Consider the following 26,247-nt stretch of genomic DNA (forward strand, 5'->3'; position numbering starts at 1 on the left):
CCCTAGTCCCGATAACGCGCGACGGGCGGCGTTGGTGCCGGACCCAGCGGCGTGAGCCACCGCCGGTAGATCCCGCCCCACGTGCCGTCGGCGCGCATCCGTTCCAGCACGCCGTTGACGAACCGGACCAGGTCCTCCTGCCCCTTCGGCACGCCCACGCCGTACGACTCGTCGGTGAACCGCGATCCCACGACCTCGGTGTACGGGTCCTGCGCCGCCAGTCCCGCGAGGATCGTGTCGTCGGTCGAGATCGCGTCGACCTGTCCCTGCTGCAGCATCACCAGGCAGTCCGTCCAGTTCGGCACGCTCACCGTCGTCTTCGCCCGGTTCACCACGTTGCCCAGCGACGTCGACCCCGACGCCACGCACACCCGCTTGTCCGCGAGTCCCTCCACGCCGGTGATGCCGGAGTTGCGGCGCACCAGCACCCGCTGTCCCGCCTGGTAGTAGACCTGCGAGAAGTCCACGTCCTTGAGCCGGTCGCAGGTGATCGTCATCGTGCGGACCACGACGTCGACCGCGCCGCTCTGCAGCATCGGGATCCGCTCGGCCGCGGTGACGACCTTGAACTGCACCTTCTTCTCGTCACCGAACACGGCCTTCGCGATCTGCCGCGCCACGTCGACGTCGAAACCCTCGATCTCGCCGGTGAACGAGTTGCGGAACCCCATCAGGTAGGAGTTCTGGTCCACCCCGGCGATCAACCGGCCGCGCTGCGCGATCTTCGCCATCGTCGACCCGGACGGCATCTGCCCGGCCGCGGGCAACGCGCCCGGCCGCAGGCTCGCCGTCGCGTCGCACGAGGGCGGCGGGTTCGCCGAGCTGCTCGGCGCCGCGGAGACCGTGCTCGCGTTCGCCGGTTGCGGTGCCTCGGCGCTGCGCGGCACGACCTCGCTCGGCGGCGGACCCGCCGAACACGCTCCGAGCAGCATCAGCGCCGCCAACGCCAGTCGCCTCACCTGTACTCCTTGAGCCGCTGCCACAACCCCATCGCCGAGCCCGCCGCCGCGATCAGCGCGAGCACCAGCACCCCGACCGCCGTACCCGCCAGCGACGCCCGCGCCACCGCCACCTCGTCGCTGAAGTCCTGCCGCGCCTCGCCGATCGCGCGCACCAGGGACTGGTCCAGCGAGTCGAAGTACGGGTTGCCGATCAGCGCCACCGCGTCGCTGTACTGCCCGGCGTCGTCGGCCTCGCGGATGCGCTGGTGGACCTGCTGCCACTGCCGGAACTGCCGCATCGCCTCGTCGACCGCCTCGGTGTCACCCAGGCGCGTGGCCTGGTCGAGCAGCCCTTCGAGCCGTTCGGAGACCTCGACGAAGTTCTTCTCGTAGGCCTGGCCCGCACCCCGCGCGACCAGCGTCAACGTTTCCTCGCCGCGTGCGGTCAGGGTCGCGATCCGCGCCTGCGCCAGCACGTCGACCTTCTGCGAGGCCGCCCGCGAGTCCGACACGTTGTTCATGACCAGCACCGACACCGTCGTCACCCACAGCAGCGACACCACCGCCGCACCCGTGGCCACCAGCAGACCGAGGTTGAGCAGCCGGTTCGTCCTGCGGGTCAGATACCGCTGGGTCAGCACCAGCGCGATGACGAACGCCAGCGCCACCCCGACCGAGCCCCAGGGGAAGTTCGCCTCGTCCTGCGCGCGCGACACCCGGTCCGTCTCCGCCCGGTACAGCTCCTGCGCCGCCGGCAGCAGCTGCGTGCGCATCAACCCCGACGCCTCACGCAGATACGCCGCGCCCACGGGGAAACCCTGCCGGTTGTTCGTGCGCGCCGTCTCGATGAGTCCCGTGTAGACCGGCAGCTGCGCCGCGAGCGTCGCCGTCAGGTCGGGGGAGGAGGCCGTCGCCACCGACAGCGCCGCCTGTGCCTGCGCGATGTCCTTCTCGTAGCGTTCCCGCAGCTGGGAAGGCTCCAGCCCGCCGGACAGGAACGCGCTCGCCGCCGTCGCGTCCGCGTCCTGCAACGCCCGGTAGACCTCCTGCGCCGCGTGCGCGAGAGGCTCGGACCTGGTCGCCAGGTCCTCCAGCGCCCGTTCCTGCCGGTTCACGCTCCACGTCGACAGCCAGCCGCTGGCCAGGCTCGCCACCACGAGCACCACGACGATCAGGCTCAGGCGTCCCGGAGTCGACCGCGCCAGACCGGTGAAGCGGCGCACCAGCGCCTGCCGGGGCTGCGAGTCGATCACCACGAACGGGCCTCCCAGCGGTGAAGTTGATCGGCGTGGCGTAACTGTAGGCACCCAAGTGGCACCGTGTGGGAATTAACGACGCATCCCGCAAGGTGTCACTCAGCAGTTACAGCCGACGCGACTCGATCAGCCGATTGACGCCGTCGAGGATCATCTCCAGCCCGAACTCGAACGAATGCTCCGGGCTGAACGCGCTCTGGTGCGCCTCGCCCACGGCGCCGCCCACGCGTGCCGCCACCGGAAAGCGGGCAGGGTCGAACACCGTCATCAGGACCGGCGCCGCCGCGTCCCACCACTGCTGATCGGTCAGGCCGGTCTCCTTCTCGGTCACCGCCGCCGCCGTCAGGCCGCGCGCCGAGTTCTGCACGTGCCCGAGCACCAGGTTGAGCACCGAGTCCATCTCCACGTCCGACAGACCGACGCCCTCCAGGCCGCGCAGCTCGAAGTCGTACTTCGCCGCGACCTGCGGGCCCAGCACCGTGCGGGACGGCGCGACCTGCAACAACCACGGATGCCGCTGATAGAGCGCCAGGTTCTCCCGCGCCACGTACGCGAGGTGCTCCCGCCAGCCCTCGGCCGCCTCACGCCCGGTCGCGGCCTGCACGGTGTCGACCATGACGTCGATCAGCTCGCCCTTGCCCGGCACGTAGGTGTAGAGCGACATCGTCCCCACGCCCAGCGACTCGGCCACGCGCCGCATCGACAGCGCCTTGAGCCCGTCCGCGTCGGCCAGCGCGATGCCCGCCTGCACGATCCGGTCCACGCTCAGGTCCGGCTTGCCCTTGCGCGACACGCGTTCCTGGGTGCGCCACAGCAACGCCAGCGTCCGCGCGGGGTCACCGCTGCCCGTGTGTTCGATCACGAACGCGACCCTACCGTACCGTATGGTGTACGGTACAGAGTATGTTCGTGCCTGCCGACCCGCCCAGATTCGGCCAGCTCCACGGAAAACCCCTGCTGGAAGCCCTGCCTGAGGTGGTGAACGACGACGGTTACTGGGGAGTGGCCGCCGCGACCGCACTGACCCTGGTGGCCCGCGGCCGGATCGTGCCCGGCGTGACGGCCGGAGGTCACGACACCTGGCGCGTCGGGCCGCTCGACCACGCCGACGAGCTCCACCTGCGCCAGCTCGCCGCGCACGGCGACTACGACGAACTCCGCGGGTTCCTCGACGCCGTCGCCGACACGCTGCCCCGCACCGGCGAAGGACCGTTCGCCGGCACCGAACCGCACGACGTCCCCGAGCTCAAGGCGTGGGCCGACGAGCAGATCAAGATCTCGCTACGCATCGAGACCACCGACGACCTGCGGTTCCGCGCGATCGTGCAGGTCCGCGCCATCACCGACCCCTACCCTCAGGACGTGCGCGGATCCGGCCGCGAGCTCGACGCCATCAGGGCGATGGCCCGCGTCGACTGGCCACCGCTGCAACGCCTGCTCGACCAGGCCGACCTCACCGACGGCGAGGTCGCCGAACTCCTCGGCACCGACATCGAGGTCCACTGGCCCCGCGACCTCGCCACGACCCTGTCCGCCAAGGCCGCCATCGGCGAGACCGGAGGCCGGCTCCAGGCGGGCGACCTGCTCACGTTCGACTGGCGGCTCGCGCTCGGCGGCGAGGAGCTCACCGAGGCCGAGATGGATCTCATCGCCGAGGCGTCGCGGCCAGTCGTGAAGCTGCGCGACCAGTGGGTGCTGGTCGACCCGTTGCTCAAGAAGAAGGCCCGGCAGCAGCTCAAGCCGATCACCGCTGCTCAGGCCGTCACCGCCGCCCTCACCGGCGTGGCGATCATCGACGGAGAGCACGTCGAGGTCGCCCCGCACAGCCTCACCACGGCGATCGCGACCGTCCCCGAGTTCCCCCAGCCCGCGGCCTTGCAGGCACAGCTGCGCGACTACCAGCTGCACGGCCTGCGCTGGCTCGCCCACATGACCGGACTCGGCCTGGGCGCGTGTCTCGCCGACGACATGGGCCTCGGCAAGACCATCACGCTCATCGCACTGCACCTGCACCGCGACCACGAACACCCGACGCTGGTCGTCTGCCCGGCGTCCCTGCTCGGCAACTGGGAACGCGAGATCCACCGCTTCGCTCCAGGGGTTTCCGTCACCCGCTACCACGGTCCACAGCGGACGCTCGCCACCGACGGCGTCGTGCTGACCACCTACGGCACCATGCGCCTGGACGCCGAGGCGCTGCGCGAGAACGAGTGGGGCATGGTCGTCGCCGACGAGGCCCAGCACGTCAAGAACCCGCACTCCGGCACCGCCAAGGCACTGCGCTCGATCCCTGCCGCGGCGCGCGTCGCGTTGTCCGGCACGCCCGTGGAGAACTCGCTGTCCGAACTCTGGGCAGTCCTGGACTGGACGACACCGGGCCTGCTCGGCACGCACCGCGCGTTCCGCACCCGCTGGCCGGAACCCGACGACACCCTCGCCAAGGTCGTGCGGCCGTTCCTGCTGCGCCGCCGCAAGTCCGACCCCGGCGTCGCCCCCGAACTGCCCGCCAAGACCGAGACCGACCGGTACGTCTCGCTGAGCGTCGAGCAGGCGGCGCTGTACGAGGCGCTGACCAGGGAGACCCTCGAGCAGATCGCTTCGAGCGACGGCATGGCCCGGCGCGGTCTTGTGCTGAAGCTCCTGACCGGGCTCAAGCAGATCTGCAACCACCCGTCGCACTACCTCGGCCACGCCACGATGCAGGGCACCTCCGGCAAGCTCGACCTGCTCGACGAACTGCTGGACACGATCGTCGCCGAGGACGGCTCCGCGCTGATCTTCACCCAGTACGTCGGCATGGCCCGGCTGCTGGAGCAGCACATCAAGCAGCCCACCCTGTTCCTGCACGGCGGCACCCCGGTGCCCCAGCGCGAACAGATGGTCGACGACTTCCAGAACGGCCGCGCGCCCGTCTTCCTGCTGTCCTTGAAGGCCGCGGGCACCGGCCTCAACCTCACCCGCGCCGACCACGTCATCCACTTCGACCGCTGGTGGAACCCCGCCGTCGAGGACCAGGCCACCGACCGCGCCTACCGCATCGGCCAGACCAGACCCGTCCAGGTGCACAAGTTCGTCACCGAAGGCACCGTGGAGGAACGCATCGCCGCACTCGTGCAGGACAAACGCGACCTCGCCGACGCCGTCCTGCACGGGGGAGAGTCCGCGTTCACCGAACTCACCGACGCCGAACTCGCCGAACTCGTCCAGCTCAGGAGCGCCCGGTGACCACCCGCGGATTCGCCGCGTTCCCCAAGGTGAAACGCCGCGTCGCCACCACGTGGTGGGGCAAGGCCTGGGTGAAGGCCCTCGAGGACACCGCGCTCGACACCACCCTGATCCGCCTCGGCCGCCGCTACGCCCACGCCGGCGTCGTCGGCCCGATCACCGTCAGTCCCGGCCGGCTGCACGCCCAGGTGCACGACGACGACACCGTCCACAGCACGACGGTCAGCGTCCCGGCGTTGTCCGAAGTCCAATGGGGACGGTTCCTCGACCGCGTCGCCGAACACTCCGGCCACATCGCCGCCCTGCTGGACAACGACATGCCCCGCGACCTAGTCCTCGCCGCGGAGGAGTCCGGTGTGGACCTGCTGCCCGGCATCGGCGACCTCGAACCCGACTGCGACTGCGACAGCTGGGAACTCACGTGCCGCCACGCCGCCGCGCTCGCGTTCCAGGTCGGCTGGCTGCTCGACGCCGACCCGTTCGTGCTCCTGCTGCTCAAGGGAAAACCGGAACAGGAACTCCTCGACGCACTCCGCGAGCGCGTCGCCGGCCCCGTCGGCACCAGAACACCTGTGGTGGTTTCCGCCGAAACGGCAGGTCAGCTGCCTGCCCGCCCTGCGCTTCCGACCACCACACCTGTGGTGCTCGCGGTCGAACCGCCACCAGGCTTCGAGGCCGCCGAACTCGTGGCACTGATGGAGATCGCCGCCTCCAGGGCACGCGCGCTGCTGCGTTCGGGCACTCTCGAAGGGTGATCACCGAGAAGCAGAAGATGACGACGGGCCTGCTGTACAAGGACTCCGACCCCGAACTGGTCGCGGAACGCCTCGCCGCGCAGCAGTTGGTCGACGAGTTCAACGCCACCCGCTCCGGTGCGGTCATCTCTCGGCTCTTCGGCTCCATCGGCGAGGGCTCGTGGGTCATGCCGCGGTTCCAGTGCGACTACGGCCACCAGATCCACATGGGCTCCAACAGCTTCCTCAACTACGACGCCATCCTCATGGACTGCGCCACCATCACCATCGGCGACGACGTCTCCATCGGCCCCCGCGCCCAGTTGCTGACCGCCCTGCACCCCATCGAGGACCACGAGGCCCGCCGCCGGCGCTTCGAGTCCGCCGCGCCGATCGTCATCGGCGACAACGTGTGGCTCGGCGGCGGCGTCATCGTCTGCGCCGGGGTCACGATCGGCTCCGACGCCGTCATCGGAGCCGGTAGCGTCGTCACGCGCGACATCCCGCCGCGCGTCCTCGCCGTCGGCAATCCCTGCAAGGTGATCCGTGAGCTATGACAAGCGCACCACCGAGCCGCTGGTCCTGCTCGGCCTGACCGTCGCCGCCCTGATCGCCTCCGGCATCGGCCCGTACGACCGCGCGACCTGGTACCTCGAAGTGGCGCCCGTCGTGATCGGCGGGGGTGTGCTGATCGCGACCTACCGGCGCTTCCCGTTGACACCGCTGCTGTACCGGCTGATCTTCCTGCACGCGCTGGTCCTGATCCTGGGCGGCCACTACACCTACGCGCGAGTGCCGGTGGGGCTCTGGGTGCAGGACCTGCTCGACCTGGCGCGCAACCACTACGACCGGTTCGCCCACTTCGTGCAGGGGTTCGTGCCGGCCGTGCTCGCCCGCGAGATCCTGTTGCGCCGGACTCCGCTTCGGCCTGGCGGGTGGCTGTTCTTCCTCGTCGTGTGCGTGTGTCTGGCGTTCAGCGCCACCTATGAGCTGGGGGAGTGGCTGGCGGCGGTCCTGGGCGGGTCGGCGGCGGACGAGTTCCTCGGGACTCAGGGCGACGTGTGGGACACGCAGTGGGACATGTTCATGGCTCTGCTGGGGGCTTTGACCGCGCAGTTGGTGTTGGGGCGGGTGCACGACCGGGAGTTGGCTCGTGGCCGTTGAGCAGGCCATCGCGCACGTCGCCGCGCGTTCGGCCGGCGGACCGATGCCGCGCGACCTGCGCGTGACGCTCAACTTCCACCCCGGTCGTGGCGTCCTCGCGAAGCTCGCGCGGGAGGGCGTCTACCGCTCCCAGTTCGAGACCGGCACCAGCAACGGCGGCCTCACCGCCCACCCCGGCGGCGCCCGCTGGGACTGGGAGAGCCGCCTGTTCGGCGGCGCCTACGACCACTCGAACCCCGCCGACCGGCCCAAGTACGGCGCGCTCAACCACCGGAAGTCGCCGTTCGGTGGCGCGCCGCGGTTCGGCTCCGCCCACCTGCGCCTCAAGGAAGACGTGCTCGACCGCACGACGTTCTGCCACCCGGACAGCGTCTTCGACCCGGTCGACTTCGGCACCGCGCACCATTTCGCCCTGATCGACCGGGCCGAGGCCGACGACCGGGACCCCCTCGACGACTACATCGAGGCCCACGTCCACGGCCCCGTCACGTTCGACGACGTCGAAGCCCTCGTGCTGGACCCGACCTTCCGCGGCACGGGCCTGCCCTGCCCGGTCGAGCACCACCAGGGCTTCCGGCTCTCCACAGAGGACCTGCTGCGGCACGCGGACTACCGCACACCCGAATCCGTCGCGTTAGGACTCGCGATCGCGCGAGGCGGGGTCATCACCCCGGACCTCCTGGAAGCCGCCGAAGCGCCACCGCAGGTCGCGAAGCACCTGTGGCACCACCTCGCGAGGTTCGGTCACTCCAGGTAGATCGATGCCAACGTGCGCACGGCCGTCGTCACCTGCTCGCGCAGCTCTTCCGGTTCCAGCACCTCGACCTCGCCGCCCATCCGCAGCAACATCCCCGTCGCGTGCCCGAGAGACTCGATCGGGATCGTCACCCGGACACCCTCGCCGTCGTCCACAGCGGACTCCTCGGCCGCCCGCGCCACCACCGGCAGCACGTTCGAGGAGAACGACTCCCAGCCCCGCGCCGACAGCCTGATGACCGCCGAACCCGTGTACTGCCGCGATTGGAACTCCTCCAACGACGCCGTCCAGTGCGCCGCCAGGTCGAACGCGTCCGGCCGTTCGAACGTCTCGTCCAGCACGGCGGCCGCCTGGATCTGCGACACCCGGTACGTGGAGATCCGCGTGCTGCCCTGCGCGACCAGGTACCAGCGACCGGCCTTCAGCACGAGACCCAGCGGCCGCAGCACGCGAGTGATGTCCTCCGGCGCACGCCACCGCCGATAGCTGACCTCGAGCAGCCGCTCGCGCCACACCGCGTCCGCCACCAGCCCCAGGAACGGCGAGCGCTCCGGGTCGTAGTACCAGGCAGGCGCGTCGAGGTGGAACCGCGTCGCCATGTGGGAGGCCCGGTCGCGCATCGACGACGGCAACGCCGCCATCAGCTTGAGCTGCGCCGCCGACACCGCGTCCCCGAGCCCCAGATCCGCCGCCGCACCAGGCAGCCCGGCCAGGAACAGCGACTCCGCCTCCTGCGCGGTCAGCCCGGTCAGCCGCGTGCGGTAGCCGTCGAGCAGCTGATAGCCGCCGGACGGGCCCGCGTCGCCGTACAACGGCACCCCGGCCGCGTGCAGCGACTCCACGTCGCGGTAGATCGTGCGGACCGACACCTCCAGCTCGTCGGCCAGCGCCTGCGCCGTCATGCGGCCCTTGGCCTGCAGAAGGAGCAGCACGGACACCAACCGGCTCGCACGCACGCGGACACCCTGACACACCCTGTCAGTGATGGCGCCCGCGGTTGCTCATCTGCAGCTGTAGATCGAGGTGCACGGCGCCGGCTCGGCGGTGTTCTCCATGACGACCAGTGCGATGAACAGGGCGGCACCGACGGTCGGGACGATGACCAGCATCCACATCAGGATGCGGCGGATCGAGTGCAGAAGGATCACCGCCTCTCCGGGCCTGTGCCGGCTCGAACGCGCCGGCCACGGGATCGGTCTTCGGCTCGTCGGACACGGTGTCACCTCTCGCCTGCGCTCACCGACCGCGTTACCCGCCCAAAACCACTGACACACCCTGTCAGGGTTAGCTCATACGTTCGACCCATGGCTTTTTACGAGAAGGAACTGGCGGTCAGGGAACCGCTGGTCGTCGCGGGCAGACACGTCAAGCGCTACGAGGTGGTCACTCCGGGACTGGAGATCACCGACGACATCCGCGCGGCCGCCTACGCGTTCCTGCCGAAGCTCTACCCGGACTTCGACGACCCGACCCCGCCCGCCACGGTCACCGTCCTGCACCGCAGCTCCGCCGGCATGTACCTCAACGCCTACAACTGGGTCTGGGACAACGTCCTGCACTGCCGCACCGCCGTGTCCGGCGACCAGCCGTTCCTCGGCTCGACCGACCCGGACCTCACGCACTTCACCGTCATCCCGAAGGACCTCATCGGCTGCGTCTGGGAGCTTCCGCCGCTCGCCCACGAACGCACCGCGTGGGTGCGGCACGTGCTCGAACCGGACGAGCCCGACTTCGAGGGCTACCTCACCGACGTGATGGCCGAGGGCCTGGTGGGCCGATGAGGCAGGACTGGCAGGGGGCGCCTTCCCGCTGAAAACGGGTGGACGGCGGCGCTAGGTTCGCAGGCTTGACTTCCTCCCCCTCGTGAACGAGGGGGATTCCTACGGCTCGCGCCGCAGGATTTTCTGCTTCGTCGCCGACTGCCCGCCCGGAGGATTCCGTTGAGGTCTTACACCGGCTCCACAGACCGACACCGCCAGCCCGGCGGCCAGAATGTTGCGCGCCGCGTTCACGTCCCGATCATGGGTCACGCCGCAGCCACACGTCCACGTACGCACATGCAGCGGCATGGTCGCCGCGAGCGCGCCGCAGACCGAGCACAACTTGGACGACGGGAACCAGCGATCCACGGCGATCACGCCCCGCCCGTACCAGCGCGCTTTGTACTGCAACTGTTGCCGAAACTGCCGCCAGCCCGCGTCACCGATGGCGCGAGCCAGGCTGTGGTTGCCGACCATGTTGGACACCGCGAGGTCCTCGATCACGAGCGTTTGGGTCTCACGCACGAGCCGAGTAGTGATTTTGTGCAGGAAATCGGTACGCCGGTCGGCGATCCGGGCATGCACGCGAGCGACCTTGATACGGGCCTTGGCCCGGTTGCTGCTGTCCTTCTGCTTGCGGCACAACGCCCGGTGCGCCTTCGCCAGTGCCGTGCGGTCGCGACGTTCGTGCCGGGGATTGCCGATCTTCTCCCCGGTCGAGAGCACCAGCAGGTGATCGAGACCGACATCGATGCCCACCACCGAATCCACCGCGGGCAACGGCGTCACGCTCGGGTCTTCGCACAGCAGAGACACGAACCAGCGCCCGGCCGAGTCCCTCGACACCGTCACCGTCGACGGCGCCACGCCCACGGGCAGCGGCCGCGACCAGCGGATATCCAGCGGCTCTGCCATCTTCGCCAGCGTCAACGCCCCGTCACGCCAGCGGAACGCCGAACGCGTGTACTCCGCGCTGGCACGCGACTTCTTCCGCGACTTGAACCGCGGAAACCGCGCACGCCTGGCAAAGAAGTTCGCGAACCCAGCCTGCAGATGCCGCAACGCCTGCCGCAACGCCTGCTGCAACGGCACCGACGACACCTCACCCAGAAACGCCAGATCCTCGGTGCGCTTCCACGCGGTCAGCAACGCCGACGTGGCCTCATAACCGACCCGCTCCCCCCGCAGCGTCCACGCCTCCGCACGAGCCTGCAACGCCAAGTTGTAGACCTTGCGGACACACCCGAACGTGCGCGACAGCTCCGCCGCCTGCGCCTCGCTCGGATAGAAGCGGTACCGAAACGCCCGCTTCACCAGCCCGTTCACAGTTCACAGATTATCCGGCCACTGTGTACCCCTGTACGGGTGGGTCGCGGACGCCGTACCGCCCCGGCGGCGACACGGCTGTTCCTGCTCTGCTCCGCAGAAGTCCGATTCCTCCTCGCCCTGAAGGACGAGGTCTCCTCGGAGGACTTCAGATGACCACTCCGGAATCCGTCGTGCGCGCGTTGGCCGAACCCACGAGGCTGCGGGTGCCATCGCCGCGCGACCGGACTCTTGCCGCCGTCGTCCTCGGCGCGGGCACGCTGGCCGACATCGCCGCCGCCTCCGGACTGAAGGTCAAGGACGCCGGCACCGCGCTGATCAAGCTCCGCGAGGCCGGGCTGGTCGAGGGGGAACCGGTCCGGCCCGCCGATCTCAAGCCGCTCGCGGCGACGCTCACCGAGGCGATGCCCGCGGACCTACTACGAGGAGAAGGAGATCAACGAGCGGCTGAAAGCCTGGTGCGACGGGGGAGAGCTCGACCACGTCACCATCCGCCGCTACCTGGTCGACTTCGGTCTGCTGGAGCGCGGCGGCGGCATGTACCAGGCTCAACCCCTGCCGATGTAGGGCATCGCCGTCGCCATCACGGTCATGAACTGCACGTTGGCGTTGAGCGGCAACTGAGCCTGGTACAGGACGGCATCGGCCACGTGCTGCACGTCGAACGTCGGCTCCGGCCTGACCTCGAAGTTCGCCTGCAGCACGCCGACGCCCATCCGCTCGGTCATCTCCGTCGCCGCGTTGCCGATGTCGATCTGCCCGCACGCGATGCCAAAAGCGCGGCCCTCCAGCGACAACGACTTGGTCAGCCCGGTCATCGCGTGCTTGGTCGCGTTGTACGCCACCGCGTGCGGGCGCGGCACCGACGCCGAGATCGAGCCGTTGTTGATGATCCGGCCGCCGCCGTGGGTCTTCATCACCTTGAACGCCTCGCGGGCGCACAGGAACGCGCCCGTCAGGTTCACCCCGACGACCTTCTCCCACGCGCTCAGGCTGAATTCCTCGATCGGCGTCGCGCGCACGTTCATCCCGGCGTTGTTGAACAACACGTCCACCCGGCCGAAGCGGGCAACCACCGCCTCGAACAACGCGACGACCGAGTCCTCTTGCGACACATCGGCCGGCACGACGAGGGCGGAACCGGGAAAGCCCTCTCCGGTCTCGATCAACGCGTCCTCGCGCCTGCCTGCCAGAGCGACCTGGAATCCCGCCGCCAGCAGGGTTCGCGCCGCCGCGCGACCCACCCCGGAACCCGCTCCCGTCACGACCGCGACTGCCATCGGTGATCTCCCCTCGATCCAGCGATTGCCCGAAGTGTCCCCTGTGGAGTACTTACAGGTGTGGAGTGTGAAGAGGACACCTGCCTGCTGTGCGCAGGGTCCGGAACGATGTCGTGGCAACAACCCGTTCCCGGTCCGGAAGGCCTTGTGCTGCACGAGATGTCGCACCCGTGCCCGCGCGGGTGCTCCGGCTGGTGGAGGCTTCCGCACGGGGAAAGCAGAGGCATCGTCGCAGGCAATGTCGCACGTGCCAACGAGATTCCGGCCGGACCGTCCACCCAGGCCTGATCACCGAGCGTGAACGATGGGGGTCACCCATTATTGCCGGGAGGGTCCCTGCTTGGCGGCTGCCCCCACTCGGAGTAGAAGCGGACACTGTTCTTCTGTGAAGGAGTGCAGCCGTTGCCTTGGTTCTGGACTCAACGAGGACCGGACCGCCTGCCGGGTCTGCGGGGGCTTGGGACAGGTCCCCGACAGATAGGTGTCGCTGAGCCCTATTTCTTCGTCATCAAGGTCGGGCCGAGGATCCGGCGGGCCAACCGCCGGGTCCGCGACTTGGACTGACGATCCTGCGCCGCGGTGGCCGCCGCCGGTGCGGGGGCTGGTGGAGTGACCGCCGCGGGAGCGGGTGTCACCGGAGGAACTCCGGGAATCGTCGCCGCGTCCTGCACGGGGATCGTGATCTTCGCGAACACCTGGGTCTCCGCCTCGACATTGCCGGGCTGCTTCTGCTCGATCGGCACGGCGAAGATCTTGCCATCGGTGTCGTTCACGCCTCGAATGAGGGGCGGCTCCCCGGCGTCGAGTGACGCGCGTCACGCAGCACACTGGGCCGTGGCGGCCCCAGGCGGAGTGTGATGACTGAGACGACCGAGCGTGCGAACGTCGGGCCGCCCGACACGCGCCTCTGGGAGCAGATCGCGAAAGGCGACCACGCCGCGTTCACCGAGCTCTTCGAACGCCACGCCGAAGCGGTCTGGAACTACGCCTACCGGCTGACGGCCTCCTGGTCGCAGGCCGAGGACCTGCTCTCCGCGACGTTCCTGACCGCGTGGCGCAAACGCGGCGACGCCCAGCTGGTGCGCGACTCCGCGCTGCCGTGGCTCTACACGGTGACCGCGAACCGGGCCCGCACCGAGTGGCGGGCCTCGCGCAGAGCCCTGCGGCTGGTCACGAAGCTGACCCCGCAGGACGAACGCGACCACGCCGACGACGTCGCCGCGCGCACCGACGCCCAACGCCGCCTCGCCGGCGTGGTGGCCGCCATCGCGAAGCTGCCGGCCTCCGAACGCGAGATCGCCCAGCTCTGCCTGCTGGGCGACGTGTCCACCGCCGACGCCGCCGCGCTCCTCGGCATCACCGAGTCGAGCGTCCGCGCCCGCGTCTCCCGCACCCGCGCCCGGCTGCGCGACCTGACCCCCGAGGACACCCCGTGATCGACCAGCTGCCCGAACACCGCGCCCTGCCCGACGACGTCCGCATGCGCGCCCGTCAACGTCTCTCCGAAGGCATGAGCCCCGCTGCCCGCAACGGCAGGCCGATCCTGATCGCCGCGGGTGTGAGCATGCTCGCCGCGGGCGCGGTCTTCGCCAGCCAGACACTTCTCGGCAGCTCAGCCGACGTCGCCGAACCGCCCGTGCGGCACAACGGCGAGTTCGTCGGCAAGGACCGCGGGATCGTCAACCACGTCGAACGCGACAGGGTCGACCCCGACGTGCTGGCCCGGTGCGCCGCGGCGGCCACGGCCCACACGCCCGTCGCCGAATGGACGCCGATGGCGACCAGCCACAAGAACGGCACGGTGCTCACCGCGTTCCGCACGGCGGCCGGCGTCTTCTTCTGTGCGAACACCGCGACCACGACGACGATCTCGGCGCCGAACCCCGCCGTGCCCGAGGGCCGGCGCCAGGTGGAGATCCTCTTCACCACGCCGACCGGCGCCATGGCGGGCATCGTCTCGTCCGACGTGAAGTTCCTGAGCCTGTCCCAGATCGCCGCCTCGGGCCAGAACAACACGATGCCTGCCCTCGTGGACGGTCTGTTCCTCGCGCCCAGCGGCTTCCAGAAGGCGGAGAACGGCACGAAGGCACTGGTCAACGGCGAGGAGTTCGCCGTGCGGGGCGTTCCGAAGCCCACCGCGTCCGTCGTGGACCGCCCGCAGCCGCCCGCCGCCCGCGACACACCCGAGGCCAAGCGGTTCGGCGCCTGCCTCAAGGACAGGGCGGTCCCGGACCCCGGCCAGTTCGCGCACGGCCTCACGGCCAAGGTCAGCGCCACCGACACGATGATCACCGGCCGGTTCGGCGACCTGCTGTTCTACTGCCGGGACGCCGACCACGACCCGACGCCCGGCACGGTGTTCGACCTGGACGACCTGACCGAGTACCGCGGCCAGACCATCGCGGGGATGACGGCGTTCTACGACTTCAAGCCGTACAAGGTGAACGAACAGGGGGAGTTCTACGACGGCGGCAGCACCAGCGCCGCGGCCATCGGCCTGGTCCTCGACCCTCGGGTCGCCTCGATCACCTACTCCGGCCCCGGCGCGGCCGACGTGCCCGCGACGCTGGGCAACGGCACGTTCGTGCTGGCCGCGAAGCTGCTCGACCGCCATCCCGAGGCCCGCGTGATCGTGCGCGACGCCGCCGGGAACGTACTCGAGACGATCACGCCGCAGAACCCGTCGTAGACAGGTTGGTTAGCATGGCGAAGTGACTGTGCAGGCGGCTCCGGCCGGGTACAAGTGGATCGCGCTGTCCAACACCACGCTGGGCATGCTCATCGCCACGATCAACTCCTCCATCGTGCTGATCGCGTTGCCCGACATCTTCAAGGGCATCGCGATCAACCCGCTCGACCCGGCCAACACCGGCTACCTGCTGTGGATGATCATGGGTTTCCTGGTCGTCACGGCGGTGCTGGTGGTCAGCTTCGGGCGGCTGGGGGACATGTACGGCCGGGCCCGCATGTACAACCTGGGGTTCGCGATCTTCACGTTCTCCTCGGTGATGCTCGCGATCACCTGGTTCGGTGGTGACGCCGCCGCGCTGTGGCTGATCGGCTGGCGGATCGTGCAGGGCGTCGGCGGTGCGTTCCTGATGGCGAACTCCTCGGCGATCCTGGCCGACGCCTTCCCGGTCACCCAGCGCGGCATGGCACTGGGCATCAACGGCGTGGCCGCGATCGCGGGGTCGTTCCTCGGTCTCGTGGTCGGCGGCCTGCTGGCGCCGGTCAACTGGAACCTGATCTTCATCGTGTCCGTGCCGTTCGGCCTGTTCGGCACGGTCTGGGCCTACCTGAAGCTGCACGACACCGGCGAACGCCGCCACGCCGAGATGGACTGGTGGGGCAACATCACCTTCGGCGTCGGCCTGATCGTCCTGCTGGTCGGGATCACCTACGGCATCCAGCCGCACGGCACCTCCCAGACCGGCTGGACCAGCCCTTTCGTGCTGACCTGCCTCATCGGCGGGCTCGCGGTGCTGGCCGTGTTCGTCGTGATCGAGCACCGCGTGCCCAACCCGCTGTTCGACCTGCACCTGTTCCGGCTGCCGTCGTTCACCTGGGGCAACATCGCGAACTTCGCCTCGGCGCTCGGACGCGGCGGGCTGCAGTTCATCCTGATCATCTGGCTGCAGGGCATCTGGCTGCCGCTGCACGGCTACTCCTACGAGGAGACGCCGCTGTGGGCCGGGATCTACATGCTGCCGATGACCGTCGGGTTCCTGCTCGCCGCGCCCACCGCCGGCATCCTGTCCGACCGGCTGGGCAGCAGGGCGCTCGCGTTCGCCGGCAACGTGCTGACCGCGGTGACGTTCGCGCTGCTCATCGCCCTGCCCGTCGACTTCCCGTACTGGGAGTTCGCGCTGATCCTGGTGTTCACCGGCATCGGCATGGGCATGTTCTCCTCACCCAACCGCGCCGAGGTCATGAACTCGTTGCCCGCCAACGCCCGCGGCTCGGGCAGTGGCATGATGACCACCTTCCAGAACACCGCGATGGTGCTGTCGATCGGGTTCTTCTTCAGCCTGATCATCGTCGGGTTCTCCCAGTCCCTGCCGGGCGCGATGCGCAGCGGACTGGTCGAGCACGGCGTCGCTCCGGCCGCCGCGGCCCAGGTCGCGGCACTGCCCGCGGTGGCCGTGCTGTTCGCGGCGTTCCTCGGCTACAACCCCATCCAGCAGCTGCTCGGCGACCAGCTCGCGACGCTGCCACCGGACCAGGCCGCGTTCCTCACCGGGCGCGGGTTCTTCCCGAGCCTGATCTCCGGGCCGTTCGCCCAGGGCCTCGCGATCGCGTTCGGTTTCGCCATCGTCCTGTGCCTGGTGGCCGCGTTCGCGTCGCTCAAGTGCGGCACGATCTCCTCGTGGAAACGGAACGACTGACGCTGCGCCCGCTCGCCGAGTCCGACGTGGACTCGTTGCGCGCGCTGCACGCCGACCCCGAGGTCATGCGCTACCTCGACCCGGCCCCGGTCGAGAGCTACCTCGGCGACAGCTTCCTCGCGGCCTGCGAGAAGGGCAGCGGCCGGTTCGTCGGCTGGTTCGAGTTCAAGGGGACGGACGAGGTCGAGCTCGGCTACCGGCTGCACCGCGAGTTCTGGGGCCTCGGCTACGCCACCGAGGGCGGGAAGGCCCTGATCGGACGCGGGTTCACCACAGGCGGAGTGCGGCGCGTCGTCGCCACCACGATGTTCGTCAACGCCGGATCGCGGCGCGTGATGGAGAAGTGCGGGCTGCGGCACGTCCGCACGTTCCACGTCGACTTCCCCGATCCGTTGCCCGGCGCGGAATACGGAGAGGTCGAGTACGCGCTGACAAAAGAAGAGTGGCAACGAGTTCAGGGGGAAGGCCATGTGGCAGACGGAATTGCTTGATTTGGACGCGTACTTCGCGCGCACGGGGACCTCAGCGTCGAGTTCGCTCGCGGAGTTGCACGAAGCGCATGTGCGCGCCATTCCGTTCGAGAACATCGACGTGTTGCTCGGCCGTGTGCCGTCACTCGACCTCGGCGACATCCAGGACAAGATGGTCCGACGCCGTCGCGGCGGCTACTGCTTCGAGCACCAGCTGCTGTTCACGGCCGTGCTGGAACGTCTTGGCCACACCGTCAGCAGGCAGATGAGCCGTGTGAAGACCGGGCCGCGCACGCACTTCGTGTCGATCGTCGACGACCAGCTCATGGACGTCGGGTTCGGCGCCGGAATGCTGCACCCGATGCCGCTGGTCGACGGCGCGATCGTGGACCAGGCCGGATGGCCGCACCGGCTGCGCCGCGAGGACAACCGCTGGGTGCTGGAGAAGCAGGCGGCGGACGGCTGGGAGCGCCAGCACGCGTTCGAGACCGACGTCGAACAGTTGCCCGTCGACTACATGGCCTCCAACTACTACGTCGCCACGCACGAGCGGTCGCCGTTCAGCCGCCAGCTCGTCGTCATGCGTCTCGAACCGGGTCTGAGCCGCCGTCTGGTCGGAATGACGCTCACCGTCGAGCACGCCGGTGAGAAACCTGAGAATTCTCAGGTCGACGACCTCGGAAAGACACTGGAATCGCTGGACATCACGCTTACCGACAGGGAGCTGAGTCACATCAGCTCAACTCTGGGAACAACCGGGGGCCCGCGTTCGTAATACCGGGTGTAGGGATCGCAATTCGGAGGTGTTGGAAATGACCACCGCGACTCCGTTCGCCACGGGAGCAAATTCCACGGGCGTCAACGCACTGCCCACTCCGCCCACCGGCTGGCCCATTGGTTCCTACGGGACCTACGAAGAGGCCCAGCGGGCCGTGGACCACCTGGCGGACAACGACTTCCCGGTCGCGGACGTCACCATCGTCGGCGTCGAGCCGATGATCGTCGAACGCGTGACCGGCCGCCTGACCTGGGGCCGCGTCCTCGGCGCGGGTGCCGCGTCGGGTGCCTGGTTCGGTCTGTTCGTGGGTCTGCTGCTCGGTTTCTTCTCGACCGGCGGTGCCCTCGCCCCGATCATCGCGGGCCTCGTCTTCGGTACGGTCTTCGGCCTCGCGAGCGCGGCCGTGCGCTACAAGGCGACCGGCGGACGTCGTGACTTCGCCTCGGTCACCCAGCTCGTGGGCGGCCGCTACGACGTGCTCAGCGCCCCGCGCAGCGCCGAACGCGGCAAGGAGATGCTGGCGACGCTGGCCTGGCGTTCCTGACCACCCGCCTGGCAGCCTGACACCCGTTCCCACCACGAGGAAACGCCGTCCCGATCTTCGGGGCGGCGTTTCCGCTTTACTGGCGGCATGTCCACCCTGGGGGAAACGACTCGGCTGCACTGGTGGAAGGCCGCGCTGCTCGTCGCCGCCGTGATCGTGGCGACGTTCCCGTGGACCGCGCCGGCCAGCGTGTTCGGCGTGGTGCCGATCCTGATCTGGTGCTTCCTGGCTCGGTCGCGCGAGGCCGGGGTGATCGTGGGACTGATCCTGCTGGCGCTGCTGGTGTGGTTCGTGGTGCCGCGCGGACTCGGGTGGTCCGGATCGCTGGTGCCCTCGGAGGTCGAGGTGTACTGGCTCTACCCGGTGATCGCGGCGGTCGTGTGCCTGCCGGCCCTGCGGCGGGTGTCGACCGGTGTCCTCGGGCTGGTGACGATGGTCCTGGCGGGGTTCCTGGCCACGGCGGTCGTCCTGCTCGGTCAACTGGAGGCCAAGCCCGGCGACGAGGGTGTGCTGCCCGCGCCGTCCGGGCTGCGGATCGCCGAAGGCAGTGGCTACTGCGGTTCCGGCAACTGCTCGCGCGAGGTGACCGCGACCGGGGACCGCGCTCCTGACCTGATGCGCGAGCACCTGGAGTCGCGCGGGTTCACGGTTCGGACGCCGGAGCGGCTGTGCCGGGCCACCGGGCTCGTGTTCACGCACGAGGTGTGCGCGGAGCCGAAGAGGATCTCCTCCGACGCGGTCGAGGTCACCTGGTACGTCAACTAGTGCCCTGTCGCGCGGCGGCCGCGGCGACGGTTGCCAGCTCTTCGTTCGAGAAGCCGGCGCGGCTCAGCACCGCCAGGGACTTGTTCGTCGCCAGCGCGCACAACGCCAGCTCCGCCGCCTGCTGCTCGTCGGCCCCCGCTGCCAGCAACGCCTTCTCTAGCATCGTCCGCACACCGTCGATCATGGCGCGGACCGCCGCCTGGCCCTCCGCGTCGAGGGCCGGGAACTGCGTTGCGGACACCGTGAGCAGGCAGCCGTCCGGGACCGCCGGGTCGGCGATGCGGTTCAGGGTGACCTGCAGATAGGCGGCCACGACGGCGCTCGGGCTCGGGTGCGAGCCGGACAACGCCTGGTCGTACAGCGGGTGGTAGGTCTGCGCGTACCGTTCGAGGCTTTTCCGGAAGAGGGCGCTCTTGTCGCCGAAGGTGCTGTAGAGCGAGCTCCGGCCCAGGCCCGTGCCCTCGGTGAGGCGGTCGATCGAGGCCTCGGAATAGCCCCAGCGCCAGAAGACGTGCATCGCGCGTCGTAGCGCCTCGTCCACGTCGAACTGCTTGCGGCCCACCATGGTTCATCAGCCTACACATCTTGCACCGATCGTTCCAATATGCGTAGGGTCGCCGCCATGACAAGTTGTACTGATCGGTCCATGATGAGCTCGCTGCGGCTGCCCGACGGGTTCACCGACGTCTTCGTCAGCCAGTTCGTGCAGCTGGACGGACTGCGGCTGCACGCGGTCACCGGCGGGGACGGCCCGCCACTGCTGCTGGTCGGCGGGTGGCCGCAGACCTGGTACGCCTGGCGGGAAGTGATGCCGGCGCTCGCCCGCGAGCACACCGTCGTCGCCGTCGACTCGCGCGGAGCCGGGCTCTCCGACAAGCCCGACGACGGGTACGACGCCGGCGCGCTGGCCGCCGATCTGGTCGCGCTGATGGCCGCGCTCGGGCACGACCGGTTCGACGTGGTCGGCCACGACATCGGCATGTGGACCGGATACGCCCTCGCCGCCGATCACCCCGAGCGGGTGGGCCGGCTCGCCGTCGTCGACGCCGTCATCCCCGGTCTCACGCCGATCCCGTCGGTCTTCAGCCTGGCCGCGGTCAACCAGCGGCTCTGGCACTTCGGCTTCAACCGGCTCACCGACCTCAACGAGGAACTGGTCCGGGGGCGGGAGCACCTCTTCTTCGGACACCAGTTCGCCACCAAGGCCACCATGCCGATCCCCGCGTACGCCGTCGACGTCTACGTCGACGCGATCGTCGCTGATCCTCGCGGGCTGCGGGCGAGCTTCGCGTACTACCGGGCGCTGGACGAGACGATCGCGCAGAACGAGCAGCGGAAGGAGACCCGCCTGACGCTGCCGGTGCTCGCCGTCGGCGGCGCGCGGTACAGCGGCGCGTTGGTGGCCGACACGATGCGGCTGGCGGCCGATGACGTCACCGAGGTGGTCATCGACGAGTGCGGTCATTACGTGGCCGAGGAGCAGCCGGCGCGGTTCACCGAGGTCCTGCGGGACTTCCTCGGCGGACAGGCCGCCAGCGGACTGCCAGCGCGGTGAGCGGCGTCTGCCAGTGGGCCTCGTCAAGGTCTGCGGTGTGACGATCACTCTCAATCCCGCGAGCACCGTGATGTTCACCGGCGACTCGATCACCGGCGTCTGGCGCCAGGACGGCGACGACCGGGCCGCCTACCCGTTGCAGGTGGCCGGCCGGTGGAGCTTCGAGCATCCCGACTGGCCCCTGACGTGGCTGAACACCGGTTACCGCGGCGACACGACGGCCGACCTCGAAGCCCGCTGGCAGGCCGACGTGCTCGACGCAGGCCCCGACGTCCTCTCGATCCTCGTCGGGATCAACGACGCCGGTGGCCACACGATCGACCCGGACACACCGGTGGTCTCCGCCGAGGAGTTCGCCGCGACCTACCGCCGCCTGCTCACGCCCCTCGCCGACGCCGGCACGCGGCTGATCCTCATCGAGCCGTTTCTCCTGGCGGTCGACGGCGTCGTCGAGGCCGGTGGGATGCGGATCGGTGAGCAGGAGCGCAAGCAGTGGCGTGAGGACCTGGAGCCGAAGATCGGGGTCGTGCGCGCGCTCGCCCGCGAGTACGGCGCCGAACTGCTGGAAGCTGACCGCATGTTCACCGAACTGTCCGCGCGGAGACCGCCGGAGCACTGGGCCGAGGACGGCGTGCACCCGACAGCCGCAGGTCACAGCGCTCTCGCGGAGGCCTGGCTGGATCTCGTCGGGTAACCAGATCCATTTCCGTAGGGCGTACGGTATTGTTTCCGTATGGCCTACGGAAATGGGGTGGACGGATGGCCGCCGAACGCAGCGGCGGGGGAGACCCGGCCAGGACGCTCGCACTGCTCTGGCGCACGCCGGCGGAGCCGAAGCCGGTCGGCAGGAAGCCCAAGGTGAGCGTCGACCAGATCGTCACCGCTGCGATCGCGGTGGCCGACCGCGAGGGCCTCGGCGCCATGTCGATGGCCCGCGTCGCGCAGGAACTGGCCGTCGGCACGATGTCGCTCTACACACACGTGCCCGGCAAGGGCGAGTTGATCGACCTCATGGCCGACGCGGTGTTGCAGGAGCGCGACCTCGCGGCGGAGGGCACGTGGCGTGAACGCGTCAAGCACTACGCCGACCGCACGCGTGCGGTCTACCAGGCGCACCCGTGGATGCGGGACGTGTCGATGGTGCGGCCGCCGCTCGGGCCGGGACTGATGGACGGTCAGGAGTTCGTGCTGGCCGCGCTCGCCGACTCAGGGCTGGAACCGAGGCAGATCACCGTCGCGCACGTCGCGGTCGAGGGGTTCGTGCACGGCGCGGCGGCGTCCGAAGTGGACGATCAGCAGCTCGCGGCGGTGACGGGTGAGTCCGGTGACTCGTGGTGGGGCGCACGGCAGGTGTTCTGGGACGACTACTTCGACGTCGAGCGCTACCCGGCGATGACGGCGCTGTGGAACGCCGGCGCCTACGACACCGAGGGCACGCTCGCGGACAACATGCGCAGCTCGTTCGACTACGGGCTCGACAAACTGCTCGACGGCATCGAAGGGGGCATGCGATGACGACGCTGGTGACCGGCGCGACGGGCAACGTCGGCCGATTGGTGGTGCGAGGGCTCACCGGACCGGTGCGGGCGATCACCCGCGATCCGGCCAAGGCGGACTTCCCCGCCCACGTCGACGTGGTGAAGGCCGACCTCGACGACCCGGACAGCATCCCGTTCGACGGCGTGGAGAAGCTCTACCTGTTCGTGCACCCGCCGACCGCGCGGGAGGTGGTCGAACGCGCGGTGCGGGCGGGTGTGCGCAGGATCGTGACGCTGTCCTCGGGCGCGGTGACCTACGGCTACGACACGAGTCACCATCTACCGGTCGAGCAGGCCGTGGAGTCGTCCGGCGTCGAGTGGACGCACCTGCGGCCAGGAGAGTTCGCGGCCAACAAGATCGACCTCTGGGGTCCGTCGATCCGCGCGGACGGCACGATCGTGCACCCAGAGCCGGACGGGTTCGGCCAGCCCATCCACGAGGCCGACATCGCCGACGCCGCGATCAGGGTGCTGCAGGAGGACGGTCACGCGGGCAGGGCCTACGACCTGTCCGGACCGCCGCAACTCACCCAGCGGGACATGGCCCGCGACATCGGCGCCGCGATCGGCCGCGACCTGACGTTCCAGGACGTCACCGCCGACGAGGCGCTCGCCTACTACGTGAGCATCGGCTGGCCCGAGGAGATCGCCCGCTACATCCTCGGCCTCGGCGGCTACGAGGGCGGCGAGGCCGACGACTTCTCCGACTACGAGTTCGTCGTGTCGCCGGACTACGAGAAGCTCACCGGCAAGCCGTATCGGACGTTCGCGCAGTGGGCGCGCGATCACGCGGCCGACTTCCGCGGCTGATCATCGCGTCGATTCCGCATCTCCTCGTTCGACGTACCGGTAGACGGCGAACGAGGAGGCCCGGTGCGGTTCATGGTGTTCGTCAGGAGTCCGAGACCGTTGGCGGCACGGCACGGGGACGCGCTCGTGCGCGCGGGCGTTCTGCTCGACGCCGGGGACCTCGTGCCCGGCGCGTACGGGGTGTCGGGGTACTGGCTGATCGACGTCCGCGACCAGGAGGAAGCGGTCGAACGGATCCGGCGCATCCGCCTTCCCGCGTGCGTCGTGGAAATACGTCAGGTGCCTGTGGTCTGATGCCCCCATGGGGGCTACCTCGGTGCATCGCACCATCGACGCGGTCTGGCGGATGGAGTCGGCGAAGGTCATCGCCGCGCTGGCCCGGTACACCCGCGACGTCGGACTCGCCGAGGAGATGGCCCAGGACGCACTGGTCGCGGCCCTGGAGCAGTGGCCGGAAGAAGGCGTGCCGAAAAACCCCGGCGCCTGGCTGACCACGACGGCGAAGCGGCGCGCGATCGACCAGATCCGCCGGCGCGAGAACTTCAACCGCAAGGTCGAGGAGATCGGCCGCGACGTCCAGGAGGCCACGCCCGATGCCGGCGACGGCATCGAGGACGAGATCGGCGACGACCTCCTGAGCCTCATGTTCACCGCCTGCCACCCGGTGCTGGGCACCGAGGCGCGGGTCGCGCTCACGCTGAAGATGCTGGGCGGCCTCAAGACCGAGGAGATCGCCCGCGCGTTCCTGGTCAGCGACGCGACCGTCGCCCAGCGCATCGTGCGCGCCAAGAAGGCCCTGGCCGACGCCGGAGTGCCGTTCGAGGTCCCCGAAGGCCCCGAACTCGCCACCAGGCTCGCGTCGGTGCTCGAAGTCATCTACCTGATCTTCAACGAGGGCTACTCCGCCACCCAGGGCGACGACTGGCTGCGCCCCGAACTCTGTGCTGAGGCGCTCAGGCTCGGCCGCGTGCTCGCCGAACTCGCGCCCAAGGAGGCCGAGGTCCACGGCCTGGTCGCGTTGATGGAGATCCAGGCCTCCCGCACCAAGGCCCGCACCGGCCCCGGCGGCGAACCCGTGCTGCTGCTCGAACAGGATCGCGGCCGCTGGGACTGGCTGCTCATCGGCCGCGGTCTCAAGGCCCTCGAACGCGCCGAAGCCCTCAACCAACCGCCTGGCCCGTACTACGTGCAGGCCGCTCTCGCCGCGTGTCACGGCCGTGCGCGCAGGGCCGAGGACACCGACTGGCAACGCATCGCCACCCTCTACCAGGTGCTCGCGGGAATCTCGCCGTCCCCGATCGTCGAACTCAACCGCGCGGTGGCGTTGTCGATGGCGTTCGGGCCCGCCGCGGGTCTCGCGCTGGTCGACGAGATCGCGGGTGAGAAGGCGTTGCAGGGCTACCACCTGCTGCCCAGCGTGCGCGGCGACTTCCTGGTGAAGCTCGGGCGCACCGCGGAGGCGAAGGCGGAGTTCGAGAAGGCCGCGTCGCTGACCCGCAACGAACGTGAACGCACGCTGCTGCTCGAACGCGCCGCCGCCTGCTAGCCGTGTCGTCGGAGGTGAGCAGGGCGGTGCGCGCGTTGCATCGCCGCGCGAGGTGGGCCTGCGACGCCGCGTCGGAGGCCGGTGTGCCGGGCCGATTTCGCGTGTGGGAACAGGCGGGGGCGATGGCCGTGCTCGCCACGGATCCCGCGCTGGGATTTCTCTCGACGGTGTCGGGCGAGACGGTGCCCGCCGCGATCGACCTGGTCGACGCAGCGGACTGGCGAGGCGTCAAGCCGACGCTGGTGGTGCCGGCCGAGGCGGCGGAGAACGCGCTGGTGACGGCGGGGTTCGCACGCATGGCCGACCGTCTGCTGGCGGTCAACCGGCTGACCGTCCAACCCGGGCCGGAGGAAGGTGCCGGCCTCGACGTGGTCGCAGCGGATGCGGCCGACGCGTTCGTGGAGGTGTTGCTGGCCGGATACGAGGTCGGCGGGACGGTCGCCGCGTTCATCCGGGCCGAACATCGGCTGCCGATGATGCGGCGGTTCCTGGCCGTGGCGGGAGGAACCCCGATCGCCGCTGCCGCCATGACGATCCACGGCGATGTCGCCGTGCTGGGAGGCGCCTCGACCTTGCCCGCGTACCGGGGCCGGGGCGCGCAGTCGCAGCTGTTGCGCCACCGTCTCCGTGTGGCCGCCGACGCGGGTTGCGTGCTGGCGGTGGCCACGGCTCGTCCCGAGTCGGTGAGCGCCGCGAATCTGCAGAGGGCGGGATTCCGTCTGGAGCGACGCGCGGCGTGGGCGAGGTCCTGATCCGGCGTCAGCTCAGCGCCAGCTTCGCACCGAGCGCCGCGAACGACGCCGCGAAGAACCGGCGCAGCCACACCATCACGCGCGGCCGGGCCAGCACCCGGTCGCGCATCGACGCCGCGAACACCCCGTAGACGGCGAAGACCACGAACGTCAGGGCCATGAACACCGCGCTGAGCGTCACCATCTGCCCGAAGCCGGTCGCGAACTGCGGCAGGAACGCCACGAAGAAGATCGTCAGCTTCGGGTTGAGCAGGTTGATCAGCACCGCCGACACCACGACCCTGCGCGCCGACGCCGGTGCCGCCGCGGTGTCCACCACGAGGTCGCTCTTGTCCCGCAACGTCGCCCACGCCAGGTAGACCAGGTACGCGACGCCCAGGTACTTCACGATCTCGAACGCCAGCGCGCTCGCGTGCAGCAGCGCCGCCAGCCCGGTGACGGTGGCCAGGACGTGCGGCACGATCCCCAGCGTGCAGCCGAACGCGGCGACCACGCTCGCCTTGCGGCCGTGTGCGAGACCGGCGGACAGCGTGTACAGCACGCCGGTGCCGGGCGTGGCGACCGCGATCAACGTCGTGATCAGGAATGCGAGGCTCATGCCGGTGAACTCTGCCGCCAAAGCGGTCCAGGCAGGAGAGCCAAAAACTGCCCGTGAAGTTGG

The 26,247-nt window shown here is 69.6% G+C and carries 31 protein-coding genes; 21 read left to right on the forward strand and 10 right to left on the reverse strand.

Annotated elements, in window-relative coordinates:
* Nucleotides 1-2: 2 nt before the first annotated feature.
* The 3 genes from ACIRG5_RS21965 to ACIRG5_RS21975 all read right to left on the reverse strand — a co-directional run bounded on the left by ACIRG5_RS21965 (nt 3) and on the right by ACIRG5_RS21975 (nt 3,059).
* Nucleotides 3-959 carry a glutamate ABC transporter substrate-binding protein gene (locus ACIRG5_RS21965; RefSeq protein ID WP_402907239.1) on the reverse strand — a complete coding sequence of 319 codons (957 nt, stop codon included), beginning with the start codon at nt 957-959 and terminating at the stop codon, nt 3-5.
* A complete protein-coding gene (locus ACIRG5_RS21970) occupies nt 956-2,197 on the reverse strand; it encodes a hypothetical protein (protein ID WP_402907241.1) in 1,242 nt (413 codons plus the stop codon). The genes ACIRG5_RS21965 and ACIRG5_RS21970 overlap by 4 nt, the downstream gene beginning before the upstream one ends.
* A 106-nt stretch (nt 2,198-2,303) precedes the next feature.
* Nucleotides 2,304-3,059 carry a TetR/AcrR family transcriptional regulator gene (locus tag ACIRG5_RS21975; RefSeq protein ID WP_402907243.1) on the reverse strand — a complete coding sequence of 252 codons (756 nt, stop codon included), beginning with the start codon at nt 3,057-3,059 and terminating at the stop codon, nt 2,304-2,306.
* Nucleotides 3,060-3,100: 41 nt separating this feature from the next.
* Here ACIRG5_RS21975 and ACIRG5_RS21980 point away from each other — a divergent pair, with 41 nt between their 5' ends.
* From ACIRG5_RS21980 to ACIRG5_RS22000, 5 genes are read left to right on the forward strand one after another with little or no spacing between them, the layout of a single operon-like run.
* Entirely contained in the window at nt 3,101-5,422 is a 2,322-nt protein-coding gene (locus tag ACIRG5_RS21980; protein ID WP_402907245.1) for a DEAD/DEAH box helicase, read from the forward strand.
* Complete coding sequence (locus ACIRG5_RS21985) at nt 5,419-6,177, forward strand: hypothetical protein (protein ID WP_402907247.1); 759 nt, start codon at nt 5,419-5,421, stop codon at nt 6,175-6,177. The genes ACIRG5_RS21980 and ACIRG5_RS21985 overlap by 4 nt, the downstream gene beginning before the upstream one ends.
* Complete coding sequence (locus tag ACIRG5_RS21990) at nt 6,174-6,713, forward strand: sugar O-acetyltransferase (RefSeq protein WP_402907249.1); 540 nt, start codon at nt 6,174-6,176, stop codon at nt 6,711-6,713. The genes ACIRG5_RS21985 and ACIRG5_RS21990 overlap by 4 nt, the downstream gene beginning before the upstream one ends.
* On the forward strand, nt 6,703-7,320 hold the full coding sequence (locus ACIRG5_RS21995; protein ID WP_402907251.1) for a DUF2238 domain-containing protein: 618 nt from the start codon (nt 6,703-6,705) through the stop codon (nt 7,318-7,320). The genes ACIRG5_RS21990 and ACIRG5_RS21995 overlap by 11 nt, the downstream gene beginning before the upstream one ends.
* Before the next feature lie 43 nt (nt 7,321-7,363).
* Nucleotides 7,364-8,077, forward strand: a complete 714-nt coding sequence (locus ACIRG5_RS22000) for a DUF3626 domain-containing protein (protein ID WP_402908154.1) — start codon at nt 7,364-7,366, stop codon at nt 8,075-8,077.
* Here ACIRG5_RS22000 and ACIRG5_RS22005 read toward each other — a convergent pair.
* Nucleotides 8,065-9,033 carry a helix-turn-helix transcriptional regulator gene (locus ACIRG5_RS22005; RefSeq protein WP_402907253.1) on the reverse strand — a complete coding sequence of 323 codons (969 nt, stop codon included), beginning with the start codon at nt 9,031-9,033 and terminating at the stop codon, nt 8,065-8,067. The two genes, ACIRG5_RS22000 and ACIRG5_RS22005, sit on opposite strands and share 13 nt — an antisense overlap.
* A 45-nt stretch (nt 9,034-9,078) precedes the next feature.
* On the reverse strand, nt 9,079-9,225 hold the full coding sequence (locus ACIRG5_RS22010; protein WP_402907255.1) for a hypothetical protein: 147 nt from the start codon (nt 9,223-9,225) through the stop codon (nt 9,079-9,081).
* Nucleotides 9,226-9,381: 156 nt separating this feature from the next.
* On the opposite strand from ACIRG5_RS22010, the gene ACIRG5_RS22015 reads away from it, so the two are divergent.
* Nucleotides 9,382-9,858, forward strand: coding sequence for a hypothetical protein (locus ACIRG5_RS22015; RefSeq protein WP_402907257.1), 477 nt, complete (start codon nt 9,382-9,384; stop codon nt 9,856-9,858).
* A gap of 99 nt (nt 9,859-9,957) precedes the next feature.
* Here ACIRG5_RS22015 and ACIRG5_RS22020 read toward each other — a convergent pair whose 3' ends face one another.
* Nucleotides 9,958-11,163 (reverse strand): RNA-guided endonuclease InsQ/TnpB family protein, encoded by a 1,206-nt coding sequence (locus tag ACIRG5_RS22020; RefSeq protein ID WP_402907259.1) that lies wholly within the window; start codon nt 11,161-11,163, stop codon nt 9,958-9,960.
* A gap of 369 nt (nt 11,164-11,532) precedes the next feature.
* Between ACIRG5_RS22020 and ACIRG5_RS22025 the strand changes: the two genes are divergently transcribed.
* Nucleotides 11,533-11,730 (forward strand): DUF2087 domain-containing protein, encoded by a 198-nt coding sequence (locus ACIRG5_RS22025; RefSeq protein ID WP_402908156.1) that lies wholly within the window; start codon nt 11,533-11,535, stop codon nt 11,728-11,730.
* Here ACIRG5_RS22025 and ACIRG5_RS22030 read toward each other — a convergent pair.
* Both ACIRG5_RS22030 and ACIRG5_RS22035 read right to left on the reverse strand, forming a co-directional pair.
* Nucleotides 11,712-12,443, reverse strand: a complete 732-nt coding sequence (locus tag ACIRG5_RS22030) for an SDR family oxidoreductase (protein WP_402907261.1) — start codon at nt 12,441-12,443, stop codon at nt 11,712-11,714. The two genes, ACIRG5_RS22025 and ACIRG5_RS22030, sit on opposite strands and share 19 nt — an antisense overlap.
* Before the next feature lie 494 nt (nt 12,444-12,937).
* On the reverse strand, nt 12,938-13,216 hold the full coding sequence (locus tag ACIRG5_RS22035) for a hypothetical protein (protein ID WP_402907262.1): 279 nt from the start codon (nt 13,214-13,216) through the stop codon (nt 12,938-12,940).
* A gap of 84 nt (nt 13,217-13,300) precedes the next feature.
* Here ACIRG5_RS22035 and ACIRG5_RS22040 point away from each other — a divergent pair, with 84 nt between their 5' ends.
* The 7 genes from ACIRG5_RS22040 to ACIRG5_RS22070 all read left to right on the forward strand — a co-directional run bounded on the left by ACIRG5_RS22040 (nt 13,301) and on the right by ACIRG5_RS22070 (nt 19,385).
* Nucleotides 13,301-13,879 carry an RNA polymerase sigma factor gene (locus ACIRG5_RS22040; RefSeq protein WP_402907263.1) on the forward strand — a complete coding sequence of 193 codons (579 nt, stop codon included), beginning with the start codon at nt 13,301-13,303 and terminating at the stop codon, nt 13,877-13,879.
* A complete protein-coding gene (locus ACIRG5_RS22045) occupies nt 13,876-15,132 on the forward strand; it encodes a hypothetical protein (RefSeq protein ID WP_402907264.1) in 1,257 nt (418 codons plus the stop codon). Before ACIRG5_RS22040 ends, ACIRG5_RS22045 begins: the two co-directional genes overlap by 4 nt.
* Before the next feature lie 85 nt (nt 15,133-15,217).
* Nucleotides 15,218-16,828, forward strand: coding sequence for an MFS transporter (locus tag ACIRG5_RS22050; protein ID WP_402908158.1), 1,611 nt, complete (start codon nt 15,218-15,220; stop codon nt 16,826-16,828).
* Nucleotides 16,810-17,319: a GNAT family N-acetyltransferase gene (locus ACIRG5_RS22055; protein WP_402907265.1), complete on the forward strand. Its 510-nt coding sequence runs from the start codon at nt 16,810-16,812 to the stop codon at nt 17,317-17,319. Before ACIRG5_RS22050 ends, ACIRG5_RS22055 begins: the two co-directional genes overlap by 19 nt.
* Nucleotides 17,297-18,073: an arylamine N-acetyltransferase gene (locus ACIRG5_RS22060; protein WP_402907266.1), complete on the forward strand. Its 777-nt coding sequence runs from the start codon at nt 17,297-17,299 to the stop codon at nt 18,071-18,073. The genes ACIRG5_RS22055 and ACIRG5_RS22060 overlap by 23 nt, the downstream gene beginning before the upstream one ends.
* A 37-nt stretch (nt 18,074-18,110) precedes the next feature.
* Nucleotides 18,111-18,620: a general stress protein gene (locus ACIRG5_RS22065; RefSeq protein WP_330275778.1), complete on the forward strand. Its 510-nt coding sequence runs from the start codon at nt 18,111-18,113 to the stop codon at nt 18,618-18,620.
* 87 nt (nt 18,621-18,707) lie between these two features.
* Complete coding sequence (locus ACIRG5_RS22070) at nt 18,708-19,385, forward strand: hypothetical protein (protein WP_402907267.1); 678 nt, start codon at nt 18,708-18,710, stop codon at nt 19,383-19,385.
* Here the strand turns inward: ACIRG5_RS22070 and ACIRG5_RS22075 are convergent.
* A complete protein-coding gene (locus ACIRG5_RS22075) occupies nt 19,378-19,950 on the reverse strand; it encodes a TetR/AcrR family transcriptional regulator (RefSeq protein ID WP_402907269.1) in 573 nt (190 codons plus the stop codon). The two genes, ACIRG5_RS22070 and ACIRG5_RS22075, sit on opposite strands and share 8 nt — an antisense overlap.
* Nucleotides 19,951-20,031: 81 nt before the next feature.
* On the opposite strand from ACIRG5_RS22075, the gene ACIRG5_RS22080 reads away from it, so the two are divergent.
* The 7 genes from ACIRG5_RS22080 (at nt 20,032) to ACIRG5_RS22110 (ending at nt 25,586) form a co-directional block, all read left to right on the forward strand.
* Entirely contained in the window at nt 20,032-20,940 is a 909-nt protein-coding gene (locus ACIRG5_RS22080) for an alpha/beta fold hydrolase (protein ID WP_402907270.1), read from the forward strand.
* A gap of 37 nt (nt 20,941-20,977) precedes the next feature.
* Entirely contained in the window at nt 20,978-21,634 is a 657-nt protein-coding gene (locus tag ACIRG5_RS22085) for an SGNH/GDSL hydrolase family protein (protein ID WP_402907272.1), read from the forward strand.
* A gap of 65 nt (nt 21,635-21,699) precedes the next feature.
* Nucleotides 21,700-22,455 (forward strand): TetR/AcrR family transcriptional regulator, encoded by a 756-nt coding sequence (locus ACIRG5_RS22090; protein ID WP_402907274.1) that lies wholly within the window; start codon nt 21,700-21,702, stop codon nt 22,453-22,455.
* Complete coding sequence (locus tag ACIRG5_RS22095) at nt 22,452-23,288, forward strand: SDR family oxidoreductase (protein ID WP_402907276.1); 837 nt, start codon at nt 22,452-22,454, stop codon at nt 23,286-23,288. Before ACIRG5_RS22090 ends, ACIRG5_RS22095 begins: the two co-directional genes overlap by 4 nt.
* 63 nt (nt 23,289-23,351) lie before the next feature.
* A complete protein-coding gene (locus ACIRG5_RS22100) occupies nt 23,352-23,582 on the forward strand; it encodes a hypothetical protein (protein ID WP_402907278.1) in 231 nt (76 codons plus the stop codon).
* Between the two features lie 7 nt (nt 23,583-23,589).
* Nucleotides 23,590-24,834, forward strand: coding sequence for an RNA polymerase sigma factor (locus ACIRG5_RS22105; RefSeq protein ID WP_402907280.1), 1,245 nt, complete (start codon nt 23,590-23,592; stop codon nt 24,832-24,834).
* Between the two features lie 2 nt (nt 24,835-24,836).
* Nucleotides 24,837-25,586: a GNAT family N-acetyltransferase gene (locus ACIRG5_RS22110; RefSeq protein ID WP_402907281.1), complete on the forward strand. Its 750-nt coding sequence runs from the start codon at nt 24,837-24,839 to the stop codon at nt 25,584-25,586.
* Between the two features lie 7 nt (nt 25,587-25,593).
* On the opposite strand, the gene ACIRG5_RS22115 is transcribed toward ACIRG5_RS22110, so the two are convergent.
* Nucleotides 25,594-26,184, reverse strand: coding sequence for a LysE family translocator (locus ACIRG5_RS22115; RefSeq protein ID WP_402907283.1), 591 nt, complete (start codon nt 26,182-26,184; stop codon nt 25,594-25,596).
* Nucleotides 26,185-26,247: the final 63 nt, after the last annotated feature.

This window comes from Lentzea sp. NPDC102401, from assembly GCF_044765805.1.
In the GTDB taxonomy this organism is placed as follows: domain Bacteria; phylum Actinomycetota; class Actinomycetes; order Mycobacteriales; family Pseudonocardiaceae; genus Lentzea; species Lentzea sokolovensis.

Bases quoted from the DNA above. Each gene is read 5' to 3' on its own strand.
- ACIRG5_RS21980 (WP_402907245.1), top strand. From the start codon at position 3,101: ATGTTCGTGCCTGCCGACCCGCCCAGATTCGGCCAGCTCCACGGAAAA.
- ACIRG5_RS22000 (WP_402908154.1), top strand. From the start codon at position 7,364: ATGCCGCGCGACCTGCGCGTGACGCTCAACTTCCACCCCGGTCGTGGC.
- ACIRG5_RS22015 (WP_402907257.1), top strand. From the start codon at position 9,382: ATGGCTTTTTACGAGAAGGAACTGGCGGTCAGGGAACCGCTGGTCGTC.
- ACIRG5_RS22030 (WP_402907261.1), bottom strand. From the start codon at position 12,443: ATGGCAGTCGCGGTCGTGACGGGAGCGGGTTCCGGGGTGGGTCGCGCG.
- ACIRG5_RS22040 (WP_402907263.1), top strand. From the start codon at position 13,301: ATGACTGAGACGACCGAGCGTGCGAACGTCGGGCCGCCCGACACGCGC.
- ACIRG5_RS22050 (WP_402908158.1), top strand. From the start codon at position 15,218: ATGCTCATCGCCACGATCAACTCCTCCATCGTGCTGATCGCGTTGCCC.
- ACIRG5_RS22060 (WP_402907266.1), top strand. From the start codon at position 17,297: ATGTGGCAGACGGAATTGCTTGATTTGGACGCGTACTTCGCGCGCACG.
- ACIRG5_RS22065 (WP_330275778.1), top strand. From the start codon at position 18,111: ATGACCACCGCGACTCCGTTCGCCACGGGAGCAAATTCCACGGGCGTC.
- ACIRG5_RS22070 (WP_402907267.1), top strand. From the start codon at position 18,708: ATGTCCACCCTGGGGGAAACGACTCGGCTGCACTGGTGGAAGGCCGCG.
- ACIRG5_RS22075 (WP_402907269.1), bottom strand. From the start codon at position 19,950: ATGGTGGGCCGCAAGCAGTTCGACGTGGACGAGGCGCTACGACGCGCG.
- ACIRG5_RS22080 (WP_402907270.1), top strand. From the start codon at position 20,032: ATGATGAGCTCGCTGCGGCTGCCCGACGGGTTCACCGACGTCTTCGTC.
- ACIRG5_RS22090 (WP_402907274.1), top strand. From the start codon at position 21,700: ATGGCCGCCGAACGCAGCGGCGGGGGAGACCCGGCCAGGACGCTCGCA.
- ACIRG5_RS22095 (WP_402907276.1), top strand. From the start codon at position 22,452: ATGACGACGCTGGTGACCGGCGCGACGGGCAACGTCGGCCGATTGGTG.
- ACIRG5_RS22105 (WP_402907280.1), top strand. From the start codon at position 23,590: ATGGGGGCTACCTCGGTGCATCGCACCATCGACGCGGTCTGGCGGATG.
- ACIRG5_RS22115 (WP_402907283.1), bottom strand. From the start codon at position 26,184: ATGAGCCTCGCATTCCTGATCACGACGTTGATCGCGGTCGCCACGCCC.